Consider the following 20,834-nt stretch of genomic DNA (forward strand, 5'->3'; position numbering starts at 1 on the left):
TTCCTGAGGACGTACGCGGTCGGCTACGCAGCGCCGAGCTCGGGCGCCGTCCTCACGGTCGTCGTGGTGCCGTCCGCCCACACGACGAGGGCCGTGCGATCGGGACGGCTCTGGAGCCATGCCCCGGCTTCGCTGCCCCGCGCGTACGCGGCAGTGGCGTCGATGTCGGCCCAGGTCAGCGAGGCGGTGATGACCGTGACGGAGGCGATGCCCGCCGGTGGACGGCCGGTCCGTGCGTCGACGAGGTGCTGTCCGCGGTGCGTCGTGCCGGAGGTGGCGACAGCTCCGTTGGCGATCGGCACGAGCCCGAGCAGCCGCTGCGGGTCGTGCGGGTCCTCGAGCCCGATGCGCCAGGGGTCGGCGCCCGGCACGACGGTGCGGCAGACCATGTCGCCGCCGGCCGAGAGGCAGAAGTCCGTGCCCTCGAGCTCGTCCAGCAGATCGGCCGCGCGATCGACCGCCCAGCCCTTGACGACACCGCTCGGGTCGAGGGTCGTGCCACCGCGGACGTCCGACCGCCAGACGTCGAATGCGCCGTTGGACGCAAGCGCCGCCTCGGCACCGAGCCCCAGCACCTCGCGGACGAGGGGTGAGGCGGCATCGAGGGAGAGCTCGCCGCGATTGATGCGGGAGACGTCGGAGTCCTCCCGGTACGTGCTGAAGAGACGATCGGCCTCTCGCAGCGACTCCATCACCCGCACCCACACCGCATCGGCCAGTGCGTCCGTCGTGTGGCGGCCTCTCAGCGCGAGCGTCACCGGCATCCCCATGACGTGCTCGACACGTCGCGTCGTCACAGCCCGGCCTTGTCGAGTGCGCCCTGCAGCGACGTGGCGTAGCCCCGGCTCGTCACGGTCGCGCCACTGATCATGTCGACGTTGCCGTCCTGCGACTCGAGAGTCGCCTTCGTGAGGATCGGGAGGGCGTACGCGTTGATCTCCTCGTCACGGCCGTTGCCGTTCGGATACACCGGCACCGTGACCTCCGTGATCTTGCCGTTCGCCACGGTGATGGCGACCTGGACCGGTCCCCACTGGGTGTCGGTCGACGGTCCCGTGTACGTCTTGGCGCCGTCGGTCGAGCTGGCGTCGGAGCTGCTGGTGCTGTCGTTGCTCGCCGAGGATCCGGCGGTCGGGGGAGCGAGGACGCTCGTGGCGGCCGGCCCGGCGGTGGACGTGTGATAGCCGAACAGCAGCACGACGGTGGTCAGGGTGCTGAGGAACCACAGGACGATGCGTTTCATGGGATCACCAGCTGAAGGTCTCGAGGTGGACCTGCTCCGGCGGGACACCGGCAGCAGCGAGGGTGCGCAGGACCTCGTCGGTCCACACGGCAGGACCGCACACGTACACGTCGCGCTGGTCGATGTCCGGCACCCAGAAGGTCAGCGAAGTCTGGTCGTCGGCGTGCCCCGCGTGGGCGCCGAGCCACGAATCGGGGGAGCGACGGCGTCCTGGCAGCCACAGCAGCTCGAGGCCGCGGGAGCGGGCGAGGTCCTGCAGCTCTGCCGACATGAGCGGCTCGTCGCGATAGCGCTGCAGCAGCACCGCGTCGCCCGGCCGGTAGTCGAGGCCCTCCGCGAGGGCGCGCAACGGTGTGATGCCGACGCCGGCCCCGATGAACGCGACCTTGTCGCGGGTCCGGGCGCGGTCGCCGAGGCGTCCGTAGGGGCCCTCGAACATGACCCGGGTGCCCGGGGCGAGCGTCCGCAGGCGGCCACTGTCGTCGCCGAGATCCTTCACGGTGATGCGGAGGGTGTCGTTGGTCGGTGCCGCGGAGAGTGAGTACGGATTGCCGCGCGTACGTCCAGAGCCTTGGAGGAACCGCCAGACGAAGAACTGTCCCGCCTCTGCGTGCAGCCGATCGAGAGCGCGACCAGTCAGGTGCACCGACACCACGCCGGGACCCTCCGGCACGACCGCGGCCACGTGCACGCGATGGGTGAGGGATCGCTGCAACGGCAGGACAACGCGGAACACGACGACCGCCAGCGCCGAGGCCGCCCAGGCACTCCACCAGAACACCGTCGACGCCGTGGAGGCGAGGAGCTCCTGGCCGGTCCAGAGCTGATGCGGCAACGCGAGACCCGCGCCCAGGTACGCGTAGAGGTGCAGCAGGTGCCAGGACTCGTAGCGCAGCCGCGAGCGGGCCGCGCGGATGCTCGTGACGACGACCATGACGAGGCAGAGCGTCCCCGCCACGGCCAGCAGCATGCCCGGATCATGGGTCGTCATCCGCCACGTCTCGCTGAGCACGCGGGGGATCGTGCCGCCGGCGTAGCCCCAGACGATGAGGACGACGTGAGCGAGCATCAGGTTGAACGACGTGAAGCCCACCAGCCGGTGGACGTGGGCCAGCCGGTCCTGGCCGAACGCATGCTCCAGCACGGGGACTCGCGCCATGAGCAGCACCTGGGCCAGCAGCAGCACCGACGCCACGAGGCCGGTCAGGCGGCCGGTCGACAGGAGCCCGGAGTCCCAGCCGCCGAGGTCCTGGACCCCGCCGCCGGTCACCCACCAATAGGTGACCAGCAGCAGACCGAGCCACAGCGTCGCCATGGCGGCGAGTCGGGTGGTGGCATCTCGGCGGGCCCGGCTGCCGCGCGACGTGTGTGCCGAGGAGCTCCGCCGAACGTCGGTGGTCAGGGACGTCATGTCGGGTCGTTGTCGCCGTTCGGCTGGTTGCCGGACTCGGCGCCGGGGCCGGGCCGGCCGCCACGTTGGTCGCCGTGGTTGCCGCGATCGCCGAAGTCCGGCCGGCCGTCGCCGGGGGCGAACCTGCTGATCCGGTCGTCGCGGCCGTCGTGGTCGCCCGCGGTGGCGTGCCCGATGCCGAAGCCGAGCACGCCACCGGCCAGCGCGAGGCCGGCGCCGCTGGTCAGCAGGATGTTGCGCGTACGTGGGCTGGTGAACACCGCGGGCCGGTCGTTCGGAACGCCGGGAGCCGGAGCCGCCGGTGGGGGAGCGGGCTGCTCGACTGTCGCCTGCTCGGCGGTGGGCTGGTCGTCCTCAGGGGTCTTCTGCTCGTCGTTCATGGGCTGTCCTCCGTGCCTTGGGAGTGCCCAGCATGTGCGGGTGGCCTGAGGCCCACCGCGGGACGACCTGTGAGCTGGCTGTCAGTCGTCCTCGCGAGCCGCTCGTTCGGCGGCCGCCTCGGGATCCGGGACACCGCGGAACGTACGGAAGCTGTAGACGATGAAGGCCAGGGCGATGACCGACGACAGGATCAGCGTCGCGCCGGTGCCCCAGCCGCCGATCAGCCACCAGCTCTCGCGCAGCGGCCACCAGTCCGGCGCGTCGGGACGGATGCCCCAGTAGATGCCGACCGCCGCGATCGCGAGCGCTCCGGTGCAGCTGGCGATGATGCGGGGCCAGGTCTGCACGCCGTCGGCGGCCGCCTTGTAGGCCATGACCTTGACCGGCTCGAGGCGCCGCTCGGCCCACTCGTACTGCTCGGAGAGGATCGCCAGACCGCCGACGACCATGAGCAGGCCGGGGCCGGGGAGGAGGAGCGCGGCAATGCCGCCGACCACCAGGATCCAGCCGACGATCTCGAGGACCAGCCGGCGCACGGCCTTGGCTGACCTGCGGCCTTCGGGCTTGTCGGTCATCGGGCGTCGATCAAGGAAGCGGCCATGCTCCATCCTTGCAGCCGGTTGGTCTGGTGCTACTCCTTGACCCGCTTGGCGAGGGACTTGTCCATGCGCCGGAAGAGCGGCTGCGAGACCTTGGTGACGACGCCGGGCAGTGCGGCCATGCCGAGCTCGCCCATCGCACCGGGCAGGCTCGTCACCCGTGTCGGCTTGTCGACAATCGCCTTGACCAGCCAGTTGGCAGCCTTGTCGGCGCTGAGCATCGGCATCGCCTGGTAGATGGGCGTCGCGCCGGACATCTCCGTGCGAACCATCGGGAAGTAGACGGTCGTCGAGGTGATGCCTTCGTGCCCGAGCTCTGCGGTGAGGGACCGGGTGAACGACTCGAGGGCCGCCTTGCTGGCGAGGTAGGCGGAGAACAGTGGGATCGGCACCTGCGTCGACATGCTCGACGAGATCACGACGTGCCCGTGGCCCTGCTCGAGGAATCGCGGCACGAGCGCGAGCGTCAGGCGTACGGCGCCGAAGTAGTTGATCGCCATGGTGCGCTCGTAGTCGTGGACCCGGTTGAGCGACTCCTTGACCGGCCGGCGGATCGAGCGGCCGGCGTTGTTGACCAGCGCGTCGATCCGCGGGTGGTCGGCCAGCAGCTGCGCGGCGATCTGGTCGGTGGCCGCGGCGTCCGAGAGGTCGACGGGGTACGCGTACGCGCGCCCGCCCGCGGCCTCGATGCCTGCGCGTACGTCTTCGAGCTCGTCCGCGCGTCGGGCCAGGAGGCACACGGTCGCGCCGAGGCGAGCCATCTTGCGGGCGGCCTCCGCGCCGATGCCGCTCGAGGCGCCGGTGATGACGACGGTCTGACCAGAAAGCTTCACTCGGAGTCACCGCCGAACAGCGCCGTGAGCAGCCGCATGCAGCGTTGCATCATCTGCTCGGCGCTCTCTTCGGGGTGCTCCATCCACCAGTTCATCAACGAGTCGACGATGCCGAGCCACACCGCGGTCATGGCCGAGATGTCGAGCGGGTCGTTGTTGCCGGCGAGGCCCATGAGCTCGGTGACGCCTTCGTCGGCGAGCTTGCCGATGCGTTCGGCGTAGCCGGCGATCGAGTCGGCGATCGTGCCGGTCGACGGCGCGGTCGGGTCGAAGAACAGCCGCCAGAGATAGGGCTGGGGCTCGAGCAGCGCGAACATCCCGGCGAGTGTCGCCATGCCGCGCTCGATGCCGACGGCGTCGCCACGAGCGATGCGCTCGATCTCGTCGGCCAGCAGCGCGCCACCGCGGTCGAGGCAGGCCTCGTAGAGCCCTTCCTTGGAGCCGAAGTAGTTGTAGATCAGCGGCTTCGAGATGCCGGCCTTGTCGGCGACCGTGGCGACCGACGTCGCGGCGAACCCGTTGGTGCCGAACTGCTCCGAGGCGATGTCGAGGATCTGCGTCTCCCGGTCCAGTCGGGGGACACCCTTCGTGCCTGCATTGGGTCTGACCACGGCAGCAGTCTAGCGATGCGATGTGATCTCATGGTAACTTACCCGAAGGTCATATCGTTTGGAGGATCCATGCAGGAGTTTTTCGACCCGCTGAAGAACCCGACGCTCGTCGCGGCGCCGTTCTTCATCCTGTCCCTGCTGATCGAGCTCGCGGCGTTCAAGTTCCTCGAGACCGATGAGGAGATGCGCGGATACGAGCGCAAGGACGCGCGGACCAGCCTGATCATGGGTGTGGGCTCGATCGTCTCCAGTGCGGTCTTCAAGCTCGGCACCCTCATCGCGTTCGTCGCGATCAGCGTGCACCTCGCGCCGTGGCACCTGCCGGACGACACGTGGTGGTCGTGGACGGCACTCATCCTCGGCCTCGACCTCGCGTTCTACCTGCAGCACCGCTTCGTGCACCGGGTCCGCATCGGCTGGGCTGCGCACCAGGCGCACCACTCGAGCGAGTACTTCAACTACTCCACCGCCCTGCGGCAGAAGTGGAACCCGTGGGCCGAGGCGCTGTTCTGGCTGCCGTTCCCGTTCCTGGGCTTCGAGCCGTGGACGCTCTACGTCGCGTTCTCGGTCAACCTGATCTACCAGTTCTTCGTGCACACCGAGCGCATCGGCACGATGTGGCGCCCCATCGAGCTCATCTTCAACACGCCGTCGCACCATCGCGTGCACCACGGCAGTGATCCGGAGTACCTCGACAAGAACTACGCAGGGATGCTGATCATCTGGGACCGCATGTTCGGCACGTTCCAGAAGGAGCTGTTCCGTCCGACGTACGGGCTGACGGTGCCGGTCGACACCTACAACGTCCTGCGGCTGCAGTACGGCGCGTTCGCCGAGCTGTTCCGCGACGTCCACAACGCGAGGAACTGGCGCGAGAAGCTCGGCTACGTCTTCATGCCGCCGGGCTGGCACCCGGGGGAGAAGCGGGCCGAAGCGGAGCAGCCGCGCGAGACGCAGTCGGTGTGACCGACCGCCGGCTGGTCGGCGTCGCCGCGGTGTTCGCGGTCTTCCTCACGGCGTGCGACCAGCTGTTCCACGTGCGGACCGACACGCTGGTCTATCACTGGGGACCCCAGGTGTGGGACCAGACCGTGATCGTCCCGGTGACGTTCTTCCTGGCCGCCGTCGGCATGCTCGACGTCAGCCGCCGGACCCGGCCGGAGGCGTTGCACCCCGTCGCCGTCTGGCGCGTCGCAGCGAGCCTCGCCGCGGTGACGGCCGCGTACCTCCTGTCGGGGCTGCTGGACCCGGAGCTCGCTGCGACGTACGCCGCGCTGCTCCTCGTGCTGTGGGTCGTACGCCTCGGGCTGCGGCGCGAGCGGCCGGTCGCCGTCGCGGCCGGTCTGCTCATCGCGGTCGGTGGGGTGCTGGGGGAGTCGGCGCTGTCGGCTCTCGGCGAGTTCGACTACGTCTCACCCGATGTGATCGGCGTGCCGTGGTGGCTGTTCCCGCTCTACCTGCACGGTGCGCTGACCGCGGCCGACGTCGTCGCGCTCGTACGCTCGAGGGCCACGACGGCGGCTCTCCGTGCGGGCTAGAGGCTCCTGGTCATGCCGCCGTCGACCGGCAGCATGACGCCGGTCAGGAAGCCGGCGGCGGGTGACAGCAGGAATGCCGCGGCGCGGCCGAACTCCTCGGGGCGGCCGTAGCGGCGCAGCGGGATCGTCTGCTCCGTCGCCGCCCGCGCAGCAGCCGGGTCGTCGCTCTTGGCGTCGAGCTCACGCACACGATCGGTGTCGACCCGCCCCGGCAGCAGCCCGTTGACGCGGATGCCGCGCGGACCGAGCTCGTCGGCGAGGTTCTTGGCCGCCATCGCCAGGCCAGGGCGCAGGCCGTTGGAGATGCCGAGGTTGGGGATCGGCGCCTTCGCGGACGTCGACAGGACGAACGCGATCGAGCCGCCGTCGTCGAGCTCCTCGGCCACCGTGACGGCGAGCCGGATGGCTCCGAGGAAGACAGTCTCGAACGACGAGCGCCACTCGTCCTCCGTACGTTCGAGGATCGGTCCCGCAGGCGGACCGCCGACGCTGATCAGGGCGCCGTCGAGGCGTCCGAACGACTCGCGGGCCGCGCGGACGAGCTGGTCGGGGGCGGTCGGATCGGCGTTGTCGACCGCCACGCCGACCGCCAGCTCACCGAGCTCGGCGACCGCGCGATCGACCCGCTCCTGCGAGCGTGACGAGATGACCACCCGTGCGCCGTCCTCGACGAGCGCTTGGGCGGTGGCGAGTCCCAGCCCGCTGGCAGCACCGGTGAGGAGGTAGACGCGATCGCGAAGTCCGAGGTCCATGCCCCTCAGCCTAGGACGGGTTCACTGGCCCGTGGGGCTGTGGCTCACGAGGCCGACGAGATTGCCCTCCGAGTCGCGGATGAACCCCATCCACTCGTCGGTGCCGGCGGGGCCCAGCGAGTCGTCGGTGTGCTGGAAGATGACGTGCGGCTCGCCCTCGACCGTCACCCCGCGTGCACGCAGGTCGTCGATCGACGCGCGTACGTCCTCGACCTCCAGGTAGATCGTGGCCGACGGTGCACCCTGCTCGAGCAGCAGCCGGGTGTCGCCGAGCGTGAAGAACACCAGGCCCGGCGGGTCGAACGTGGCCGTCGGCGGCTGGCCGAGGAGCTGTTCGTAGAACGCCGCGGCGCGTTCGAGGTCGTCGGTGCTGTGCGACCTGGACCATCCGGCTCATGCCCGAAGCGTAGGCCTTGGCGCCCCGGTCGGGCAGCGGCCAGAGCAGGTCTCACGCCGAAGCGGCCACCGGCTGGCGCAGGATCGTGCGCTGCTTCGCGGGGGCGACCTTGCGGAAGTCGCTCAGGTAGATCTCGTGGTGCTTGCCCGAGAGGCGCATGCCGTGGCTGGGGACGACCTCGTGGTGCAGCCGGTCGAGCACCTCGGCCTCGTCGTCGAACGAGCCCACGTGCAGGGTCTGCAGGCAGCGCCCTTCGGACAAGACCTCGAGGCGTACGTCGTCCAGGCGCGCCGGTCGTGACGCCCTGGTCTGTTCGACGGCCGCCGCGAACAGCTCGTCCTCGATCCAGTCGGGCACCATCAGGAGCAGGGTCCAGTCCCAGCGCGACTTGTCGCGTGTGACGGTGAACGAGTCCATGTCGTCGGCCCACCACAGCCCTTCGAGGGGCGGCACGACGTAGTCGCGGCCGAGCTCGCGCTTGCTGGCGAACTTGAGCTTGTAGGCGACCGGGTAGAGCGACTCGATCGCATCGGTGAATGCCGGTGAGCTGTTGGGGTCGCCGTGGCCATCAACCATGAGATAACGACGGTCGGGCACGTCCACGACCCGGAACTCGCCTCGCTTGGCCTGATAGGCGTCGAGAGTCTTCTTGAAGTCGATCTTGTCCGTCACAGGCTTCAAGCTAGCGAGCAGGGAAGACACATGTGTCGTGGCCAGGGCCCAGGCCCACCGTCTCTCGCGCCAACCGCAGGCCACGAAAAAACGGGCCTGCTCGTACCTCGCAGACCCGTACTTTTCGTGGCCAGGGCCGGGGTCGACTCCCCCAAGCTCTGCACGGCGCGCGCGTTTTCGGTGCGCTTGCGCTGGCCGGTGGAGCGCGCCGCTCCGAGCAGGGGGGACCCCCAGGCCCACCGTCTCTCGCGCCAACCACAGGCCACGAAAATACGGGCCTGCTCGTACCTCGCAGACCCGTATTTTTCGTGGCCAGGGCCGGGGTCGAACCGGCGACCCTCCGCTTTTCAGGCGGATGCTCGTACCAACTGAGCTACCTGGCCGTGCCCGCGAACGAGCGACGATCACCTTATCGCACCGCCCCGGCGCGGTTGAAATCGGCAGCAACGAAAAACCCACGCACCTGGACTCAGGTGCGTGGGTTTCGTTCAGCTGGCGACCCCGACCGGACTCGAACCGGCGACCTCCGCCGTGACAGGGCGGCGCGCTAACCAACTGCGCCACGGGGCCTTGCTGTACGCGGGTGAACCGCGCACGCAACTGTAACGTACGGGCACCCCCGCGAACAAAACGGGTCAGGCGTTCGGATGGGTCTCCGAGGGCGGCAGATCCTCACCCGGTCCGGACTCGCTCGGGCCGGCCTCCTCGGTCGCCCAGGTGGCGCTCGACGGCGGGTCGATCGGAGGGCCGCCGGTGGCGCCTCCGGCCACGGCCTGACCACCCGGTGGCAGGGGATTGTCGGCATCCCCGCTCGGCGCAACGGAGTCGTCGAGGCGGTGCGGACGCTGCGAGTCGACAGTGTCCGGGCCCTGCCTGACGGTGCGCAGCCAGAGGATGCCGATCACGACGATGACGATGATGGCGATGATGACGAGCCACTTCATGAGGTGTCCTCCCTGTCGGCGCCGGGCGGCGCGCGACGTGCCCCCGAGGCACTCTCACCAGCCTAGCCGTGGTGCGGCGTAGCGCATTTCCGAGCGATCGGCGACCGTGGTCCACGCTGTGAACATGGCGTTCCGGGCCGAGGATCCGCGCTTGTATGGCGTCATGACTGCTCGCCCCACGACCGACGCACCCCTGTCGCTGGCCGAGCTCGCCGCCCTGACGAGCACGGTCGCCGAGGACGTACGCGCTGGCCTCTACGAGGTCCACGCCGACGCGGAGAGCCGGTGGCACGTGAGGCTGCGATGCGACGAGCAGGTCGACGTGTGGCTCATCAGCTGGACCACGGACCAGGGCACCCAGCTGCACGACCACGGCGGCTCGTCGGGGTCGTTCACGGTCGTCAGCGGCGAGCTCAGCGAGGCCGTGTGGACACCCGGTGCCGAGGTGCTGGCCGAGACGGTGCGCGGCGAGGGTGACTCGGTGATCTTCGGCGAGCACTACGTCCACGACGTGCGCAACGTACGGACCGAGACGGCCGTCAGCGTGCACGCGTACTCACCGCCGCTGTCGCTCATGAACTACTACGACGTCGACGGCCACCAGCTCACCAAGCTGGCCTCGATGTGGACCGACGACCCCGAGGCGCCGGCCCCGTCGCTGAGGAAGGCGTCATGACGACGTACGCGTCCGTCGACGACCTGCTGGAGTCCGCACGCGGTGCCCTGGCGCGTCTCGAACCGCTCGAGGCGCACGCCCGGGTGGCCGCCGGCGCACTGATCGTCGACATCCGTCCTGCGTGGCAGCGGGAATCAGATGGGGAGATTCCCGGTTCTGTCATAGTCGAGCGCAATCATCTGGAGTGGCGCTTGCACCCGGCCTCGGGTGCGAGCCTGCCCCAAGCACATGACGGACAGGAGTGGATCGTGGTCTGCACCGAGGGTTACACGTCGTCCCTTGCGGCGTCCGCGCTCGTGTCCCTGGGTCTTCCGGCCACCGACATCGTGGGTGGCACCCATGCGTGGCGGGCGGCTGGCTTGCCGGTCACGGCGGGTCCCACTCCGGTCGAGACGGTGGTCGGTGTCACCGTCTCGTCATGAGATGAATGCGGCTCCCGATTGCCGCCCGGGGTGGATTCACGCCAGACTGTCCGAAGCCCGATTGCCCAGTTCAATGCCTACCTATCGCGAAACGCGGAGGACCGCATGATCGAGTACCGCTCCATCGGCAAGACGTTCGCAGACGGCACCGAGGCGGTCGGGGACTTCAGCCTCCAGCTCCCGTCGCGCACGACGACCGTGTTCGTCGGGTCCTCCGGCTGCGGCAAGACGACGCTGCTGCGCATGGTCAACCGCATGGTCGACCCGTCGCACGGCCAGGTGCTGATCGACGACGTCGACATCGCGACCCGCAACAAGGTCCAGCTGCGGCGCAGCATCGGCTACGTGATGCAACATGCCGGGCTCCTGCCGCACCGCAAGGTCATCGACAACGTGGCCACGGTGCTGCGGCTCAACGGGGTCGGCAAGAAGGAAGCCCACGACCGGGCGCATGCCGTGCTCGAGACGGTAGGCCTCGACTCGTCGCTGGCCAACCGCTATCCCAGCCAGCTCTCCGGCGGACAGCAGCAACGCGTCGGCGTGGCGCGAGGCCTGGTGACCGACCCCAACATCCTGCTGATGGACGAGCCGTTCGGTGCCGTCGACCCGATCGTGCGCGACGAGCTGCAGCAGGAGCTGCTCCGCCTGCAGCGCGAGCTCGACAAGACCATCGTGTTCGTCACCCACGACATCGACGAGGCCTTCCTGCTGGGTGACCAGGTCGTGATCCTCAAGAAGGGCGCCGAGATCGCTCAGGTCGGCACCCCGGCCGAGATTCTCGCCGATCCCGCCAGCGACTTCGTGCGCAGCTTCATCGGGCTCGACAAGGGCCACCGCAAGCTGCACGTCGAGGAGCGCGACGGCACCCGCATCGTGGTCGACGAGACGGGCAAGCCCGCGGGAGTCCTGTCCGAATGACCTGGCTCTTCGACAACTTCGACTACGTGTGGTCGCTGACGCTGCGGCACGTGTGGCTCAGCGCTGTCCCGATCGTGCTCGGCTTCGTCATCGCCCTCCCGATCGGCTGGTACGCCAACCGCCACCCCCGGCTTCGCGGCACGCTGCTCAGCGCAGGCAGCGTCCTCTACACGATCCCGTCGCTGCCGTTGTTCGTCATCATCCCCGGCATCGTCGGCCTCGGGATCCTGAGCCCGGTCAACGTCATCATCGCGCTCACGATCTACGCGGTCGCGATCATGGTCCGTTCTGCGTCCGACGCCTTCGGCTCGGTTTCTCCGGCGGTGCTCGACTCGGCGTCCGCGGCCGGGTTCTCCTCGGCACAGCGCGCGTTCCGGGTCGAGCTGCCGCTGGCGGGTCCCGTCCTGCTGGCCGGTTTGCGGGTCGTGTCGGTCAGCACGGTGAGCCTCGTGAGCGTCGGCGCCCTGATCGGTGTCAGCAGCCTCGGCTCGCTGTTCACCGACGGCTACAACCGCAACTTCATGACCGAGATCCTCATCGGCGTGGGTGCAACCGTGGTCGTCGCCCTCTTCTTCGACCTGCTTTTGGTCGTGCTGGGCCGCATCCTCCTGCCTTGGGCTTCTGCGAGCCGCACGGTTCGCAGCCCCGTCACACCGTTCATGTCGTTCGCCCAGCACCTGCGGGGTGGTCGCGTATGAGTGTCCTGTCGCAGACGGTCGACTGGCTGACCGACTCGGCGCACTGGAGCGGTGATGACGGCATCACGCACCGGCTCGTCGAGCACGTCGGCTACACCGCAGAGACCGTCGCCATCGCCTCGGCCATCGCGATCCCGCTGGGCCTCTGGATCGGCCACACGGGACGGTTCCGCTCATTGGCGGTCGCGCTCACGGGTGCGTTGCGTGCCCTGCCCACGCTGGGCCTCCTCACCCTCATCGTCCTCAAGACCGGAATCGGCCTCACTCCCGCGTTGATCGCGCTCGTGGTGCTGGCGATCCCGCCGCTTCTGGCCGGCGCCTACTCAGGCCTGGAGTCCGTGGACCGCCAGACGATCGATGCCGCCCGGGCGATGGGCATGACGGAGTGGCAGATCCTGACCAAGGTCGAGGTGCCGTTGGCGCTTCCGCTGATCGTGGGCGGGATCCGGTCGGCGACGTTGCAGGTCGTGGCGACCGCGACGGTCGCCGCATTCGTCAGCCTCGGCGGTCTCGGCCGTTACATCATCGACGGTCAGGCCGTGCAGGACTACGCCCAGATGGCGGGCGGGTCGGTCATCGTCGTGGCACTCGCGCTCGTGCTCGACGGACTGCTCGCCGGCGTCCAACGCCTCGCCCTTCGCTCCCGCCCTTCCCTCGTACCAACGTCCGCATGACCCCACCCCCAAGGAGAAGAATGTCCATCCACAAGAAGACCGCGGCGGTTGCCGTCGCGGCAGCCCTCGGCCTCTCGCTGGCCGCGTGCGGCAGCAGTGACCCGACCTCAGGCAAGAAGTCCGAGTCCGACACCATCACGGTCGGCTCGGCGAAGTTCCCCGAGAACGAGATCATCGCCGAGATCTACGCCCAGGCACTGGAGGCCAAGGGCGTCAAGGTCAAGAAGAAGCTCAACATCGGCGCCCGTGAGGCCTACATCCCTGCGCTCAAGAACGGCGAGATCGACCTGCTGCCGGAGTACTCGGGCAACCTCCTGTCCTACCTGGATCCCAAGGCGACCGCCACCTCGGAGGCCGACATCGAGGAGGCCCTCGACGACGCACTGCCCGACAACCTCGAGGTGCTCGACGCCGCCAAGGCCGAGGACAAGGACTCGCTCAACGTCACGCCGGAGTTCGCCGCCAAGAACGGCGTCAAGACGATCGGCGACCTCGCCAAGGTCGACGGCCTCAAGCTCGGCGCCAACTCCGAGTTCAAGACCCGTCCCTACGGCATCCCGGGCCTCGAGAAGGTCTACGGGATCAAGGACGTCAAGTTCACGCCGATCAGTGACAGCGGCGGACCGGCGACGCTCAAGGCGCTGCTCGACGGCAAGGTTGACGTCGCGGACATCTACTCCACGACGCCGTCGATCCTGGCCAACAAGCTCGTGACGCTCGAGGATCCCAAGAACCTCATCGCGGCGCAGCAGGTCATCCCGCTGATCAACGACGACAAGGCGTCCGACAAGGTCGAGAAGATCCTCGACAGCATCTCGGCGCAGCTGACGACGGCCGACCTGCTCGACCTCAACAGCAAGAACCAGGGCGCCGACAAGACCGCCCCGGCAGTGCTGGCCAAGGAGTGGCTGACCAGCAAGGGCCTGATCTAGGCCCAAGCACCACACGAACGGCCCGGTCACCACGAGGTGACCGGGCCGTTCGTGTTGCCCCGCCTAGACGAGCGCGGGCTTCGGTGCGTACGCGTCCTCGGCGCTCTTGACCTCACCGAGGCGCTCGAGCCGACCGCGCAGCTTGAGCAGCAGCGCCGGCAGCAGCACGAGGCGTACGAGCGTCGCATCGATCAAGATGGCGACCGAGAGGCCGATGCCCATCTGCTTCATCTCGAGCATGCTCAAGGTCGCGAAGACCGCGAACACCGAGACCATCACGACCGCCGCGCTGGTGACGACGCTGGCCGTGTCGCGGATGCCGAACTCGACAGCTCGGTCGTACGGGAGCCCGTTGCGGAGGCCCTCACGGACCCGGCTCAGGACGAACACGTGGTAGTCCATCGACAGGCCGACCAGGACGACGAAGCAGAACAGCGGGATCCAGTCGACGACGAATCCTGAGGACTCGTAGTTGAGCAGGCCGTTGAACCAGTCGTGCTGGAACACCAGCGTCAGGACACCGAACGCGGCGCCGACCGACAGCAGGTTGAGCACCGTCGTGAGCATCGCGATCGTCACGCTGCGGAACGTCCAGCCCATCATGACGAGCGTCAGGATCAGCACGAACGCGATGACCCAGGGGAGGGTCGACGGCTGGTTCTCGTAGTCGTAGTCCTCGGCGACGCCGCCACCGACGGCCGTGGTGACACCGTCGAGCGAGTCGGTGGCACGCGGCACGATCGAGTCGCGCAGCTTCTCGATCGCGGCGTCGTTGCGGGCGTCGCCCTCGTTGTGGGTGGCGTACATCGACAGCTCGACCGTACGACCGTCCTTCGACACCGTGATGCCGTCGTCGGCGGCCGTGGCGATACCGGCGTCCACGGCGGCGGCCTGGACCGACTCGAGTGCGGACCGGGCCGCGTCGGTGCTGCCCTTGCCGGCGTGCACGAGCACGTCGATGCCCGGGCGCTGCGTCGGGAAGCTCTCCTGCATGCGCTGGTACGCCTTCACCGCGGGGATGTCCTGCGGCAGCGTCTCGATCGTGCCCTGGTGCATCTTCATGCCGAACGCGGGAACTGCGAGCGCCAGCAGGACGCCGCCGGAGATGACCGCTGCGGCCACGGGCTTGCGGATCACCGGACGGATCAGGCGGCCGCTGATGCCACCCGTCCCGATGCGGCGGTTGAGGCGCCACAGCAGAGGGATGCGGGGACGGTCGACCCAGCGACCGAGCTTGGCCAGCAGGGCCGGCAGGACGGTCAGCGAGCCGATCACGGCGACGACGACCACGAGGATCGAGCCGACGGCGAGCGCGCTGAAGACCGGCTCACGGGTGATGAACAGGCCGGACATCGACACGACGACGGCGAAGCCGGAGACCACGACGGCACGGCCGGAGGTCGCCGCGGCGATCTCGATCGCGTCGACGGTGGACCGTCCGCGCATACGCTCCTCGCGCTCACGCTTGAGGTAGAACAGCGAGTAGTCGACCCCGACAGCCATGCCGATCAGCAGCACGACGTTGGCGACGGTGCCCGAGTCCGGCACGAGGTAGGACACCGGGGCGTACAGGCCGAGGCCCGTGAAGACCGAGGTGATCGCCAGCAGCACGGGGATGCCGGCCGCGATGAACGCTCCGAACGCGATGAGGAGGATCAGGAACGTGATCGGCAGGCTCATCGACTCGGCCGATGCCAGGTCCTCGGAGACCTTGTCGTTGATGCCGGCGTCGAGGGATGCGTCGCCGGCCTGCTCGACGTCGAGCGTCGGGTTGGCCTTCTGCACCTTCGCGGTCGTGTCGAGCAGTCCCTCGACATGATCGGCCGCGGCGTCGGCGTCACCTGACATCGTGATCGGCACGAGCAGGGCGTCGTGTTTCTCCGACCAGATCGGTGGCCCGACGTCGGAGACGCCCTTGACGTCGGCCGCCGCCTTCGACAACTGCGTCGCCGCGGCCTCAGCCTTGGTGGCGTCGAGCTTGCCCTTGGGGGCGGTGATGAGGACCGACTCGGTCGGGCTCGCCGCCAGGCCGGCGTCCTCGATCATGGCGGCGGCGCGACCTGACTCGCCGACGCGGAAGTCCTCGTCCGAGACCTGCTTGGTCTGGACGGTGGACATGAGGGCGATCGCCGACACGACGAACGCGACCCAAAGGCCGATCGCGCGCCACGGGTGAGTCGCGCTCCAGCGGGCCACTCGTACGGTGGGGGAGTTCGAAGACATGATGTGTCCTTCTCTCGGGGTTGACGTGGCCTCCAGCCTCGTGAATCCCGAGCCGCGTCGACATGGTGCTGGAACCCCGATCGGAAGTAGGCCTGAGTCCACTGTCAGAGACATGCCGATGCGCGAGGATTGAGTGATCCACCCACACGATTCGGAGTACCCGTCATGAGCACCACCGTCCCCGACACCTCGCCGTTCGAGGGGGAGTCGTTCTTCGCCGGCCTGTCGCGCCGGCTGAAGCTGAGCGTCCTGTCGGTCGCGTACGTCCTGCTGGCCGTGCCCGCGCTCGTGCTCCTCTGCATCCTCACCACCGCCCTCGGCGTCGCGATCGTCGGCGTCGGCCTGGCGCTGCTCCTGATCTTCGTGCCGCTCAACCAGCAGCTCGCCAACGTGCACCGCCGGCTCGCCGGCCGCATCCTCGGCATCCACATCGAACGGCCCTACCTGCCGACCAAGTCGGTGTCCGGCTTCGGCCTGCTCAAGCGCTGGGTCGCCGACCCGGCTCGCTGGCGCGACTTCGCCTGGACCTACATGTCGGTCACGGTCGGCTGGGCCCTCGCGTGGATCTCGTTCGGGCTGGGCCTCGGCGTGCTCTGGTACCTCGTCTTCCCGTTCGTCTACTGGGTCACGCCCAGCGACGTGTTCAACCAGAACTACGGGATCTACACGCTCGACACCCAGGCGGAGTCGTTCTACGAGTGGGGCTTCCTGCTGGTGGCGTTCAGCCTCTGGTGGTGGCTCCTGCCCGTGCTGATGCGCTGGCGCGCCGAGCTCGACCGGGCGATGCTGTCGCCCACGCGGGAGTTCCTGGAGCGCCGGGTCGCCGAGGTGTCGCAGTCGCGCGCCGAGACGATCGACCACTCCGCCGCCGAGCTGCGCCGCATCGAGCGGGACCTGCACGACGGCGCGCAGGCCAGGCTCGTGGCCCTCGGCATGAACCTCGGCATGGCCGAGGAGATGCTGGCCAAGAACCCCGAAGGCGCCGCCGCGATGCTGGCAGAGGCCCGGGCCGTGACGACCTCGGCGCTGGGCGACCTGCGCTCGGTGGTCCGTGGGATCCACCCGCCGGTCCTGGCCGACCGCGGCCTGGCCGGTGCGATCCAGGCGCTGGCCCTCGACATGTCGCTGCCGGTGTCGGTCATGATCAACCTCGCGGGGCGCCCGGCTGCACCGGTCGAGTCGGCCCTCTACTTCGCCACGAGCGAGCTGCTCGCCAACATCGGCAAGCACTCGGACGCGACGCGCGCCACCATCGAGGTCACCCACGACGGTGAGGCCCTCAAGGTCGTCGTCGAGGACGACGGCAAGGGCGGCGCGTCGGTGAGCTCCGGCACCGGTCTTGCGGGGGTCGCGCGACGGCTGGGGGCGTTTGACGGCACGATGGACGTGGTCAGTCCCGTCGGGGGGCCGACCGTGGTCACCCTGGAGGTTCCGTGCGCGTTGTCATCGCCGAAGATCTCGCCCTCCTCCGGGACGGCCTGACCCGGCTCCTCGAGGCGTACGACTTCGAGGTCGTGGCGGCCGTCGAGGACGCGGAGAAGCTCAGCGAGGTGCTCCGCACGCACGACGCCGACATCGCCGTGGTCGACGTACGCATGCCGCCGACGTTCACCGACGAGGGCCTGCGCGCGGCGATCGCCGCCCGCACCGAGCGGCCGGGGTTCCCCGTGCTCGTGCTGTCGCAGTATGTCGAGCAGCTGTACGCCCGCGAGCTGCTCGGCAGCGGCGACGGCGCGGTCGGCTACCTGCTCAAGGACCGCGTCGCCGATGTCACGACGTTCGTCGACGCCGTCCGTACGGTTGCTGGCGGCGGCACGGTGCTCGACCCCGAGGTCGTCTCGACCCTGATCGCCCGTGCGCAGCCCGACAGCCCGATCGCCCGGCTGACCGATCGCGAGCGCGAGGTGCTCGGGCTGATGGCGGAAGGCCGTTCCAACGCCGCGATCGCCGCCGCGCTGTTCGTGACCGAGAAGGCCATCAGCAAGCACACCAGCAACATCTTCATGAAGCTCGACCTCGACGCCGACGACGACAGCAACAACCGCCGCGTCCTCGCGGTGATCGCCTACCTCCAAGGCTGAGCCCTCGATGCAGACCGAAGGGCGGGCCCCGCTCTCCGGAGGGTGGAGAGCGAGACCCGCCGGTCTCTGACGCCTAGGCGTCGACGCGGTCGAGCTCGGCCGGACCGCCTTCACGTATGCCGATCCGGTCGTGCAGCCTGCGCAGGAACGGCGGGGCCCACCAGTTGCGCCGGCCCAGCAGTGCCATGAGCGACGGCACCAACATCGCGCGGACGATCGTCGCGTCGATCAGCACGGCGAGCGCCGTGCCGATGCCGAGCTCCTTGATGAAGATGATCTGCGACGTGGCGAACGCACCGAGGGCGATCGCGAACAGCAGCGCGGCCGCCGTGACGATACGTCCGGTGCGTTGCAGACCGAGAGCCACCGACTCGCGCTCACCGGCGCCGGCGTCGCGGGCCTCCTTGATCCGGGTCAGCAGGAACACGGCGTAGTCGGTCGACAGGCCGAACACCACGGCGAACAGGAACACCGGTTGCGACGACTCCAGCGCGCCCTGGCTCGTGTAGTCGAGGAAGCCCTCGAACCGGCCGTCCTGGAAGATCAGCACCAGCACGCCGAACGTCGCACTGATCGTCAGCACGTTCATCAGCAGCGCCTTGATCGGCAGGATCACCGAGCCCGTCATCAGGAACAGCGTGATGAACGTCAGCACCGCAAGGATGCCCAACGCCAGCGGGATGTTGGCGGCGATCGACTTGACCTGGTCGACCTGCTCGGCGCTCGCGCCTCCGACGAGCACGTCGCCGGGCGCCTTGGTGTCGCGGATGTCTCCGACCAGGTCGAGCGTCTTGTCGTCGAGCGTCGTGCCCTCCGGGATCACGTCGAGCTGCCAGGTGTCATCACCGAGGAATCGCGGCGGGGCGACCTGAGCGACCCCGTCGAGCGAGCCGAGCGTCGACGCGTACGCCTCGAGCTCGGACTGCTCCGACTCCGGTGCGGTGACCGCGACGATGACGGGGGAGGACTCGGCCCCGACGAAGTCTTGGCGCAGCACGGTGTCGACCGTCTTGGACGGGCTGCCGTCGGGCAGCACCGTGGCGTCGACGCCGGTGAACTTCACGCCGAGGAACGGGGTGCCCAGTGCCAGCAGGATCGCGGCACCCGCGATCGCCGTGCCGACCGGGAATCGCATGACGAACTTGGACACGCGGTACCAGAACCCCTGCACCTCGGCGCGGGACTCGGCGACCTGGGCCTCGCGCCAGCGGCGAGGTGCCAGCGCGTTGACCCGGTGCTGCAGCACGGCGAACAGGGCCGGCAGGACGATCAGGGACACCGCCGCCGCGGCGAGGGCGACGACCGTCACGCCGATGCCCATCGAGTAGAGGAACCGCAACGGGAAGACCAGCAGTGCGAGTCCCGCGCCGGCGACCGTGACCGCGGAGAAGGCGACGGTACGTCCGGCGGTGGCGACGGTACGACGTACGGCCTCAGCGCCCGGCCCCACGCGTTCGAGCTCCTCGCGATAGCGCGAGACGAGGAACAACGAGTAGTCGATCGCGAGGCCGAGGCCCAGGCCGGTGATGAGGTTGAGGGCGAAGATCGAGATGTCGACGAACTCGTTGATGCCGCGCACGATCAGCAGCGAGGTGACGATCGTCAGGCCACCCACGAGCAGCGGGAGCAGCGCGGCGACAGCGGACCGGAAGACCCACAGCGAGACCAGGAACAGCAGCGGGAAGGCGATCAGCTCGGCGGTCACGAGGTCGTCCTCGACGTGCTCGTTGACCTCCTGGTACGCCGGCCCGAACCCGCCGACCCGGACGCCCTTGATCCGGCCGAGCTCGTCGCGCAGCCGTTCGGTGGTCTTGTCGGCGTCGACGCCGGAGCGATAGATCGCGGCGTAGTAGGTCTTGGTGCCGTCCTTGGAGAGGAACTGCGGCCCCTTGTCGGGCCCGCCGACGACCTGCGCCACGGACGCGTCGTCGCGGAGCATGGCGCTGGTCTCCTTCAGCGCCATCTTGTCGTCGACGTCCACGAGCGCGATGAGGCTGGGTGCGGCGTCCTGTCCGGCCGCCTTCTCGATCTGGTTGATCGCCTGGGCGCTCGCGGCGCCGGTGTCGGAGAACGAGTCGTTGTCGCTGTTGAGCAGTCCCGCCACGGGTCCGCCGAGGACACCGGCGATGACGAAGAACAGGACGGTCACGCCGAGCACGCGGCGCGGGTGGGTGTTGGCCAGGCGGCCGAGTGCACTGAACATCAGAACTCCTTTGCGACGGCGAGCGGGTCGCCGTACAGCTCGGTGAGGTCGAGCGCTGCCACGACGGTGAGCAGCATCCCTTGTGCCATGAAGTCGCGGACCTCGTCCGCTGTCGCGCCGCTGAGGGCGGCGATGTCCTGCCAGATCTCGCGGTAGGTCCGCTGGGCGACGTCCTTGATCGCGGGGTCGGAGCCGGCCGCCCAGGTGTGCAGCTGGCACCGCATCGAGTTGACGTCGTCGTTCATGAAGCCGATGTAGGCCATCGCCATCGCCTCGAGGGGTGACGTGCCGGGCTCGCGGTTCTCCGCCGCCTCCCGGAACGTCTGGCGGAGCTTGAGCGTGTGGTGCTCGATCGCCGCGCCGATGAGCCCGGCCTTGGTGCCGAACAGCCGGAACAGGTAGGGCTGCGACACCCCGGCGCGCTCGGCGATGACCTCGGTCGAGGTCGCGTGCATGCCTGAGCGGCCGTACTCCTCGATCGCTGCCTCGAGGATCAGGACCTTGCGATCCTCGGCTTTCATACGCGTGGCGGGTGACATGGAGATTAAGTTAGTGATGACTCACAAACTTGTCAATCACGAGTTTCGTGAAACGTCCGCGCACGCGGCGTTCGGGCGGATACGCTG

23 protein-coding genes, 2 tRNA genes and 1 pseudogene are annotated in these 20,834 nt (G+C 68.9%); 10 read left to right on the forward strand and 16 right to left on the reverse strand.

Features of this window, described 5'->3' with window-relative positions:
• Window positions 1-23: 23 nt before the first annotated feature.
• From ASE12_RS14825 to ASE12_RS14855, 7 genes are all read right to left on the reverse strand, one after another.
• Window positions 24-797: an FAD:protein FMN transferase gene (locus ASE12_RS14825; RefSeq protein WP_235508921.1), complete on the reverse strand. Its 774-nt coding sequence runs from the start codon at window positions 795-797 to the stop codon at window positions 24-26.
• Window positions 794-1,243 carry an FMN-binding protein gene (locus tag ASE12_RS14830; protein WP_056402220.1) on the reverse strand — a complete coding sequence of 150 codons (450 nt, stop codon included), beginning with the start codon at window positions 1,241-1,243 and terminating at the stop codon, window positions 794-796. Before ASE12_RS14830 ends, ASE12_RS14825 begins: the two co-directional genes overlap by 4 nt.
• Before the next feature lie 4 nt (window positions 1,244-1,247).
• Window positions 1,248-2,654, reverse strand: coding sequence for a ferric reductase-like transmembrane domain-containing protein (locus ASE12_RS14835; RefSeq protein WP_056402223.1), 1,407 nt, complete (start codon window positions 2,652-2,654; stop codon window positions 1,248-1,250).
• Window positions 2,651-3,034: a hypothetical protein gene (locus ASE12_RS14840; RefSeq protein ID WP_056402226.1), complete on the reverse strand. Its 384-nt coding sequence runs from the start codon at window positions 3,032-3,034 to the stop codon at window positions 2,651-2,653. Before ASE12_RS14840 ends, ASE12_RS14835 begins: the two co-directional genes overlap by 4 nt.
• 81 nt (window positions 3,035-3,115) lie before the next feature.
• The gene (locus ASE12_RS14845; protein ID WP_056402229.1) at window positions 3,116-3,610 is read right to left on the reverse strand and encodes a PGPGW domain-containing protein; all 495 of its coding nucleotides are present in this window, start codon (window positions 3,608-3,610) and stop codon (window positions 3,116-3,118) included.
• 56 nt (window positions 3,611-3,666) lie between these two features.
• Window positions 3,667-4,467, reverse strand: coding sequence for an SDR family NAD(P)-dependent oxidoreductase (locus tag ASE12_RS14850; RefSeq protein WP_056402230.1), 801 nt, complete (start codon window positions 4,465-4,467; stop codon window positions 3,667-3,669).
• Window positions 4,464-5,078: a TetR/AcrR family transcriptional regulator gene (locus ASE12_RS14855; RefSeq protein WP_056402233.1), complete on the reverse strand. Its 615-nt coding sequence runs from the start codon at window positions 5,076-5,078 to the stop codon at window positions 4,464-4,466. The genes ASE12_RS14850 and ASE12_RS14855 overlap by 4 nt, the downstream gene beginning before the upstream one ends.
• A 69-nt stretch (window positions 5,079-5,147) precedes the next feature.
• Between ASE12_RS14855 and ASE12_RS14860 the strand changes: the two genes are divergently transcribed.
• Both ASE12_RS14860 and ASE12_RS14865 read left to right on the forward strand, forming a co-directional pair.
• Window positions 5,148-6,044, forward strand: coding sequence for a sterol desaturase family protein (locus ASE12_RS14860; protein WP_157412955.1), 897 nt, complete (start codon window positions 5,148-5,150; stop codon window positions 6,042-6,044).
• On the forward strand, window positions 6,041-6,616 hold the full coding sequence (locus tag ASE12_RS14865) for a DUF2878 family protein (RefSeq protein WP_056402238.1): 576 nt from the start codon (window positions 6,041-6,043) through the stop codon (window positions 6,614-6,616). Before ASE12_RS14860 ends, ASE12_RS14865 begins: the two co-directional genes overlap by 4 nt.
• Here the strand turns inward: ASE12_RS14865 and ASE12_RS14870 are convergent.
• The 6 genes and pseudogenes from ASE12_RS14870 to ASE12_RS14895 all read right to left on the reverse strand — a co-directional run bounded on the left by ASE12_RS14870 (window position 6,613) and on the right by ASE12_RS14895 (window position 9,381).
• On the reverse strand, window positions 6,613-7,368 hold the full coding sequence (locus ASE12_RS14870) for an SDR family oxidoreductase (protein ID WP_056402243.1): 756 nt from the start codon (window positions 7,366-7,368) through the stop codon (window positions 6,613-6,615). The two genes, ASE12_RS14865 and ASE12_RS14870, sit on opposite strands and share 4 nt — an antisense overlap.
• A gap of 21 nt (window positions 7,369-7,389) precedes the next feature.
• Window positions 7,390-7,677: pseudogene (locus tag ASE12_RS14875) on the reverse strand (VOC family protein); the annotation flags it as partial.
• 139 nt (window positions 7,678-7,816) lie between these two features.
• Window positions 7,817-8,437, reverse strand: coding sequence for a GyrI-like domain-containing protein (locus ASE12_RS14880; RefSeq protein ID WP_056402247.1), 621 nt, complete (start codon window positions 8,435-8,437; stop codon window positions 7,817-7,819).
• 309 nt (window positions 8,438-8,746) lie between these two features.
• Window positions 8,747-8,820, reverse strand: a tRNA-Phe gene (locus ASE12_RS14885).
• 110 nt (window positions 8,821-8,930) lie between these two features.
• Window positions 8,931-9,007: transfer RNA gene (locus ASE12_RS14890), tRNA-Asp, on the reverse strand.
• A gap of 65 nt (window positions 9,008-9,072) precedes the next feature.
• Window positions 9,073-9,381 carry a hypothetical protein gene (locus ASE12_RS14895; RefSeq protein WP_056402252.1) on the reverse strand — a complete coding sequence of 103 codons (309 nt, stop codon included), beginning with the start codon at window positions 9,379-9,381 and terminating at the stop codon, window positions 9,073-9,075.
• A 163-nt stretch (window positions 9,382-9,544) separates the two neighbouring features.
• Between ASE12_RS14895 and ASE12_RS14900 the strand changes: the two genes are divergently transcribed.
• The 6 genes from ASE12_RS14900 to ASE12_RS14925 all read left to right on the forward strand — a co-directional run bounded on the left by ASE12_RS14900 (window position 9,545) and on the right by ASE12_RS14925 (window position 13,701).
• Complete coding sequence (locus ASE12_RS14900; protein ID WP_056404875.1) at window positions 9,545-10,057, forward strand: cysteine dioxygenase family protein; 513 nt, start codon at window positions 9,545-9,547, stop codon at window positions 10,055-10,057.
• Window positions 10,054-10,479 (forward strand): rhodanese-like domain-containing protein, encoded by a 426-nt coding sequence (locus tag ASE12_RS14905; protein ID WP_056402255.1) that lies wholly within the window; start codon window positions 10,054-10,056, stop codon window positions 10,477-10,479. The genes ASE12_RS14900 and ASE12_RS14905 overlap by 4 nt, the downstream gene beginning before the upstream one ends.
• A 105-nt stretch (window positions 10,480-10,584) precedes the next feature.
• Window positions 10,585-11,397, forward strand: a complete 813-nt coding sequence (locus ASE12_RS14910) for an ABC transporter ATP-binding protein (protein WP_056402259.1) — start codon at window positions 10,585-10,587, stop codon at window positions 11,395-11,397.
• On the forward strand, window positions 11,394-12,095 hold the full coding sequence (locus ASE12_RS14915; protein WP_056402261.1) for an ABC transporter permease: 702 nt from the start codon (window positions 11,394-11,396) through the stop codon (window positions 12,093-12,095). The genes ASE12_RS14910 and ASE12_RS14915 overlap by 4 nt, the downstream gene beginning before the upstream one ends.
• Window positions 12,092-12,769, forward strand: coding sequence for an ABC transporter permease (locus tag ASE12_RS14920; RefSeq protein ID WP_056402264.1), 678 nt, complete (start codon window positions 12,092-12,094; stop codon window positions 12,767-12,769). Before ASE12_RS14915 ends, ASE12_RS14920 begins: the two co-directional genes overlap by 4 nt.
• A 20-nt stretch (window positions 12,770-12,789) precedes the next feature.
• Window positions 12,790-13,701 carry an ABC transporter substrate-binding protein gene (locus tag ASE12_RS14925; protein ID WP_056402267.1) on the forward strand — a complete coding sequence of 304 codons (912 nt, stop codon included), beginning with the start codon at window positions 12,790-12,792 and terminating at the stop codon, window positions 13,699-13,701.
• A gap of 63 nt (window positions 13,702-13,764) precedes the next feature.
• On the opposite strand, the gene ASE12_RS14930 is transcribed toward ASE12_RS14925, so the two are convergent.
• Entirely contained in the window at window positions 13,765-15,924 is a 2,160-nt protein-coding gene (locus tag ASE12_RS14930) for an MMPL family transporter (RefSeq protein WP_056402269.1), read from the reverse strand.
• 165 nt (window positions 15,925-16,089) lie between these two features.
• Here ASE12_RS14930 and ASE12_RS14935 point away from each other — a divergent pair, with 165 nt between their 5' ends.
• Window positions 16,090-17,406, forward strand: a complete 1,317-nt coding sequence (locus ASE12_RS14935; RefSeq protein ID WP_056402272.1) for a sensor domain-containing protein — start codon at window positions 16,090-16,092, stop codon at window positions 17,404-17,406.
• The gene (locus ASE12_RS14940) at window positions 17,358-18,005 is read left to right on the forward strand and encodes a response regulator transcription factor (protein ID WP_056402275.1); all 648 of its coding nucleotides are present in this window, start codon (window positions 17,358-17,360) and stop codon (window positions 18,003-18,005) included. Before ASE12_RS14935 ends, ASE12_RS14940 begins: the two co-directional genes overlap by 49 nt.
• 73 nt (window positions 18,006-18,078) lie before the next feature.
• On the opposite strand, the gene ASE12_RS14945 is transcribed toward ASE12_RS14940, so the two are convergent.
• Together ASE12_RS14945 and ASE12_RS14950 are read right to left on the reverse strand one after the other, a co-directional pair.
• Complete coding sequence (locus ASE12_RS14945; protein ID WP_082582305.1) at window positions 18,079-20,208, reverse strand: MMPL family transporter; 2,130 nt, start codon at window positions 20,206-20,208, stop codon at window positions 18,079-18,081.
• Window positions 20,208-20,747 (reverse strand): TetR/AcrR family transcriptional regulator, encoded by a 540-nt coding sequence (locus tag ASE12_RS14950; protein ID WP_056402279.1) that lies wholly within the window; start codon window positions 20,745-20,747, stop codon window positions 20,208-20,210. The genes ASE12_RS14945 and ASE12_RS14950 overlap by 1 nt, the downstream gene beginning before the upstream one ends.
• Window positions 20,748-20,834: the final 87 nt, after the last annotated feature.

The sequence above is a fragment of the Aeromicrobium sp. Root236 genome, assembly GCF_001428805.1.
In the GTDB taxonomy this organism is placed as follows: Bacteria; Actinomycetota; Actinomycetes; order Propionibacteriales; family Nocardioidaceae; genus Aeromicrobium.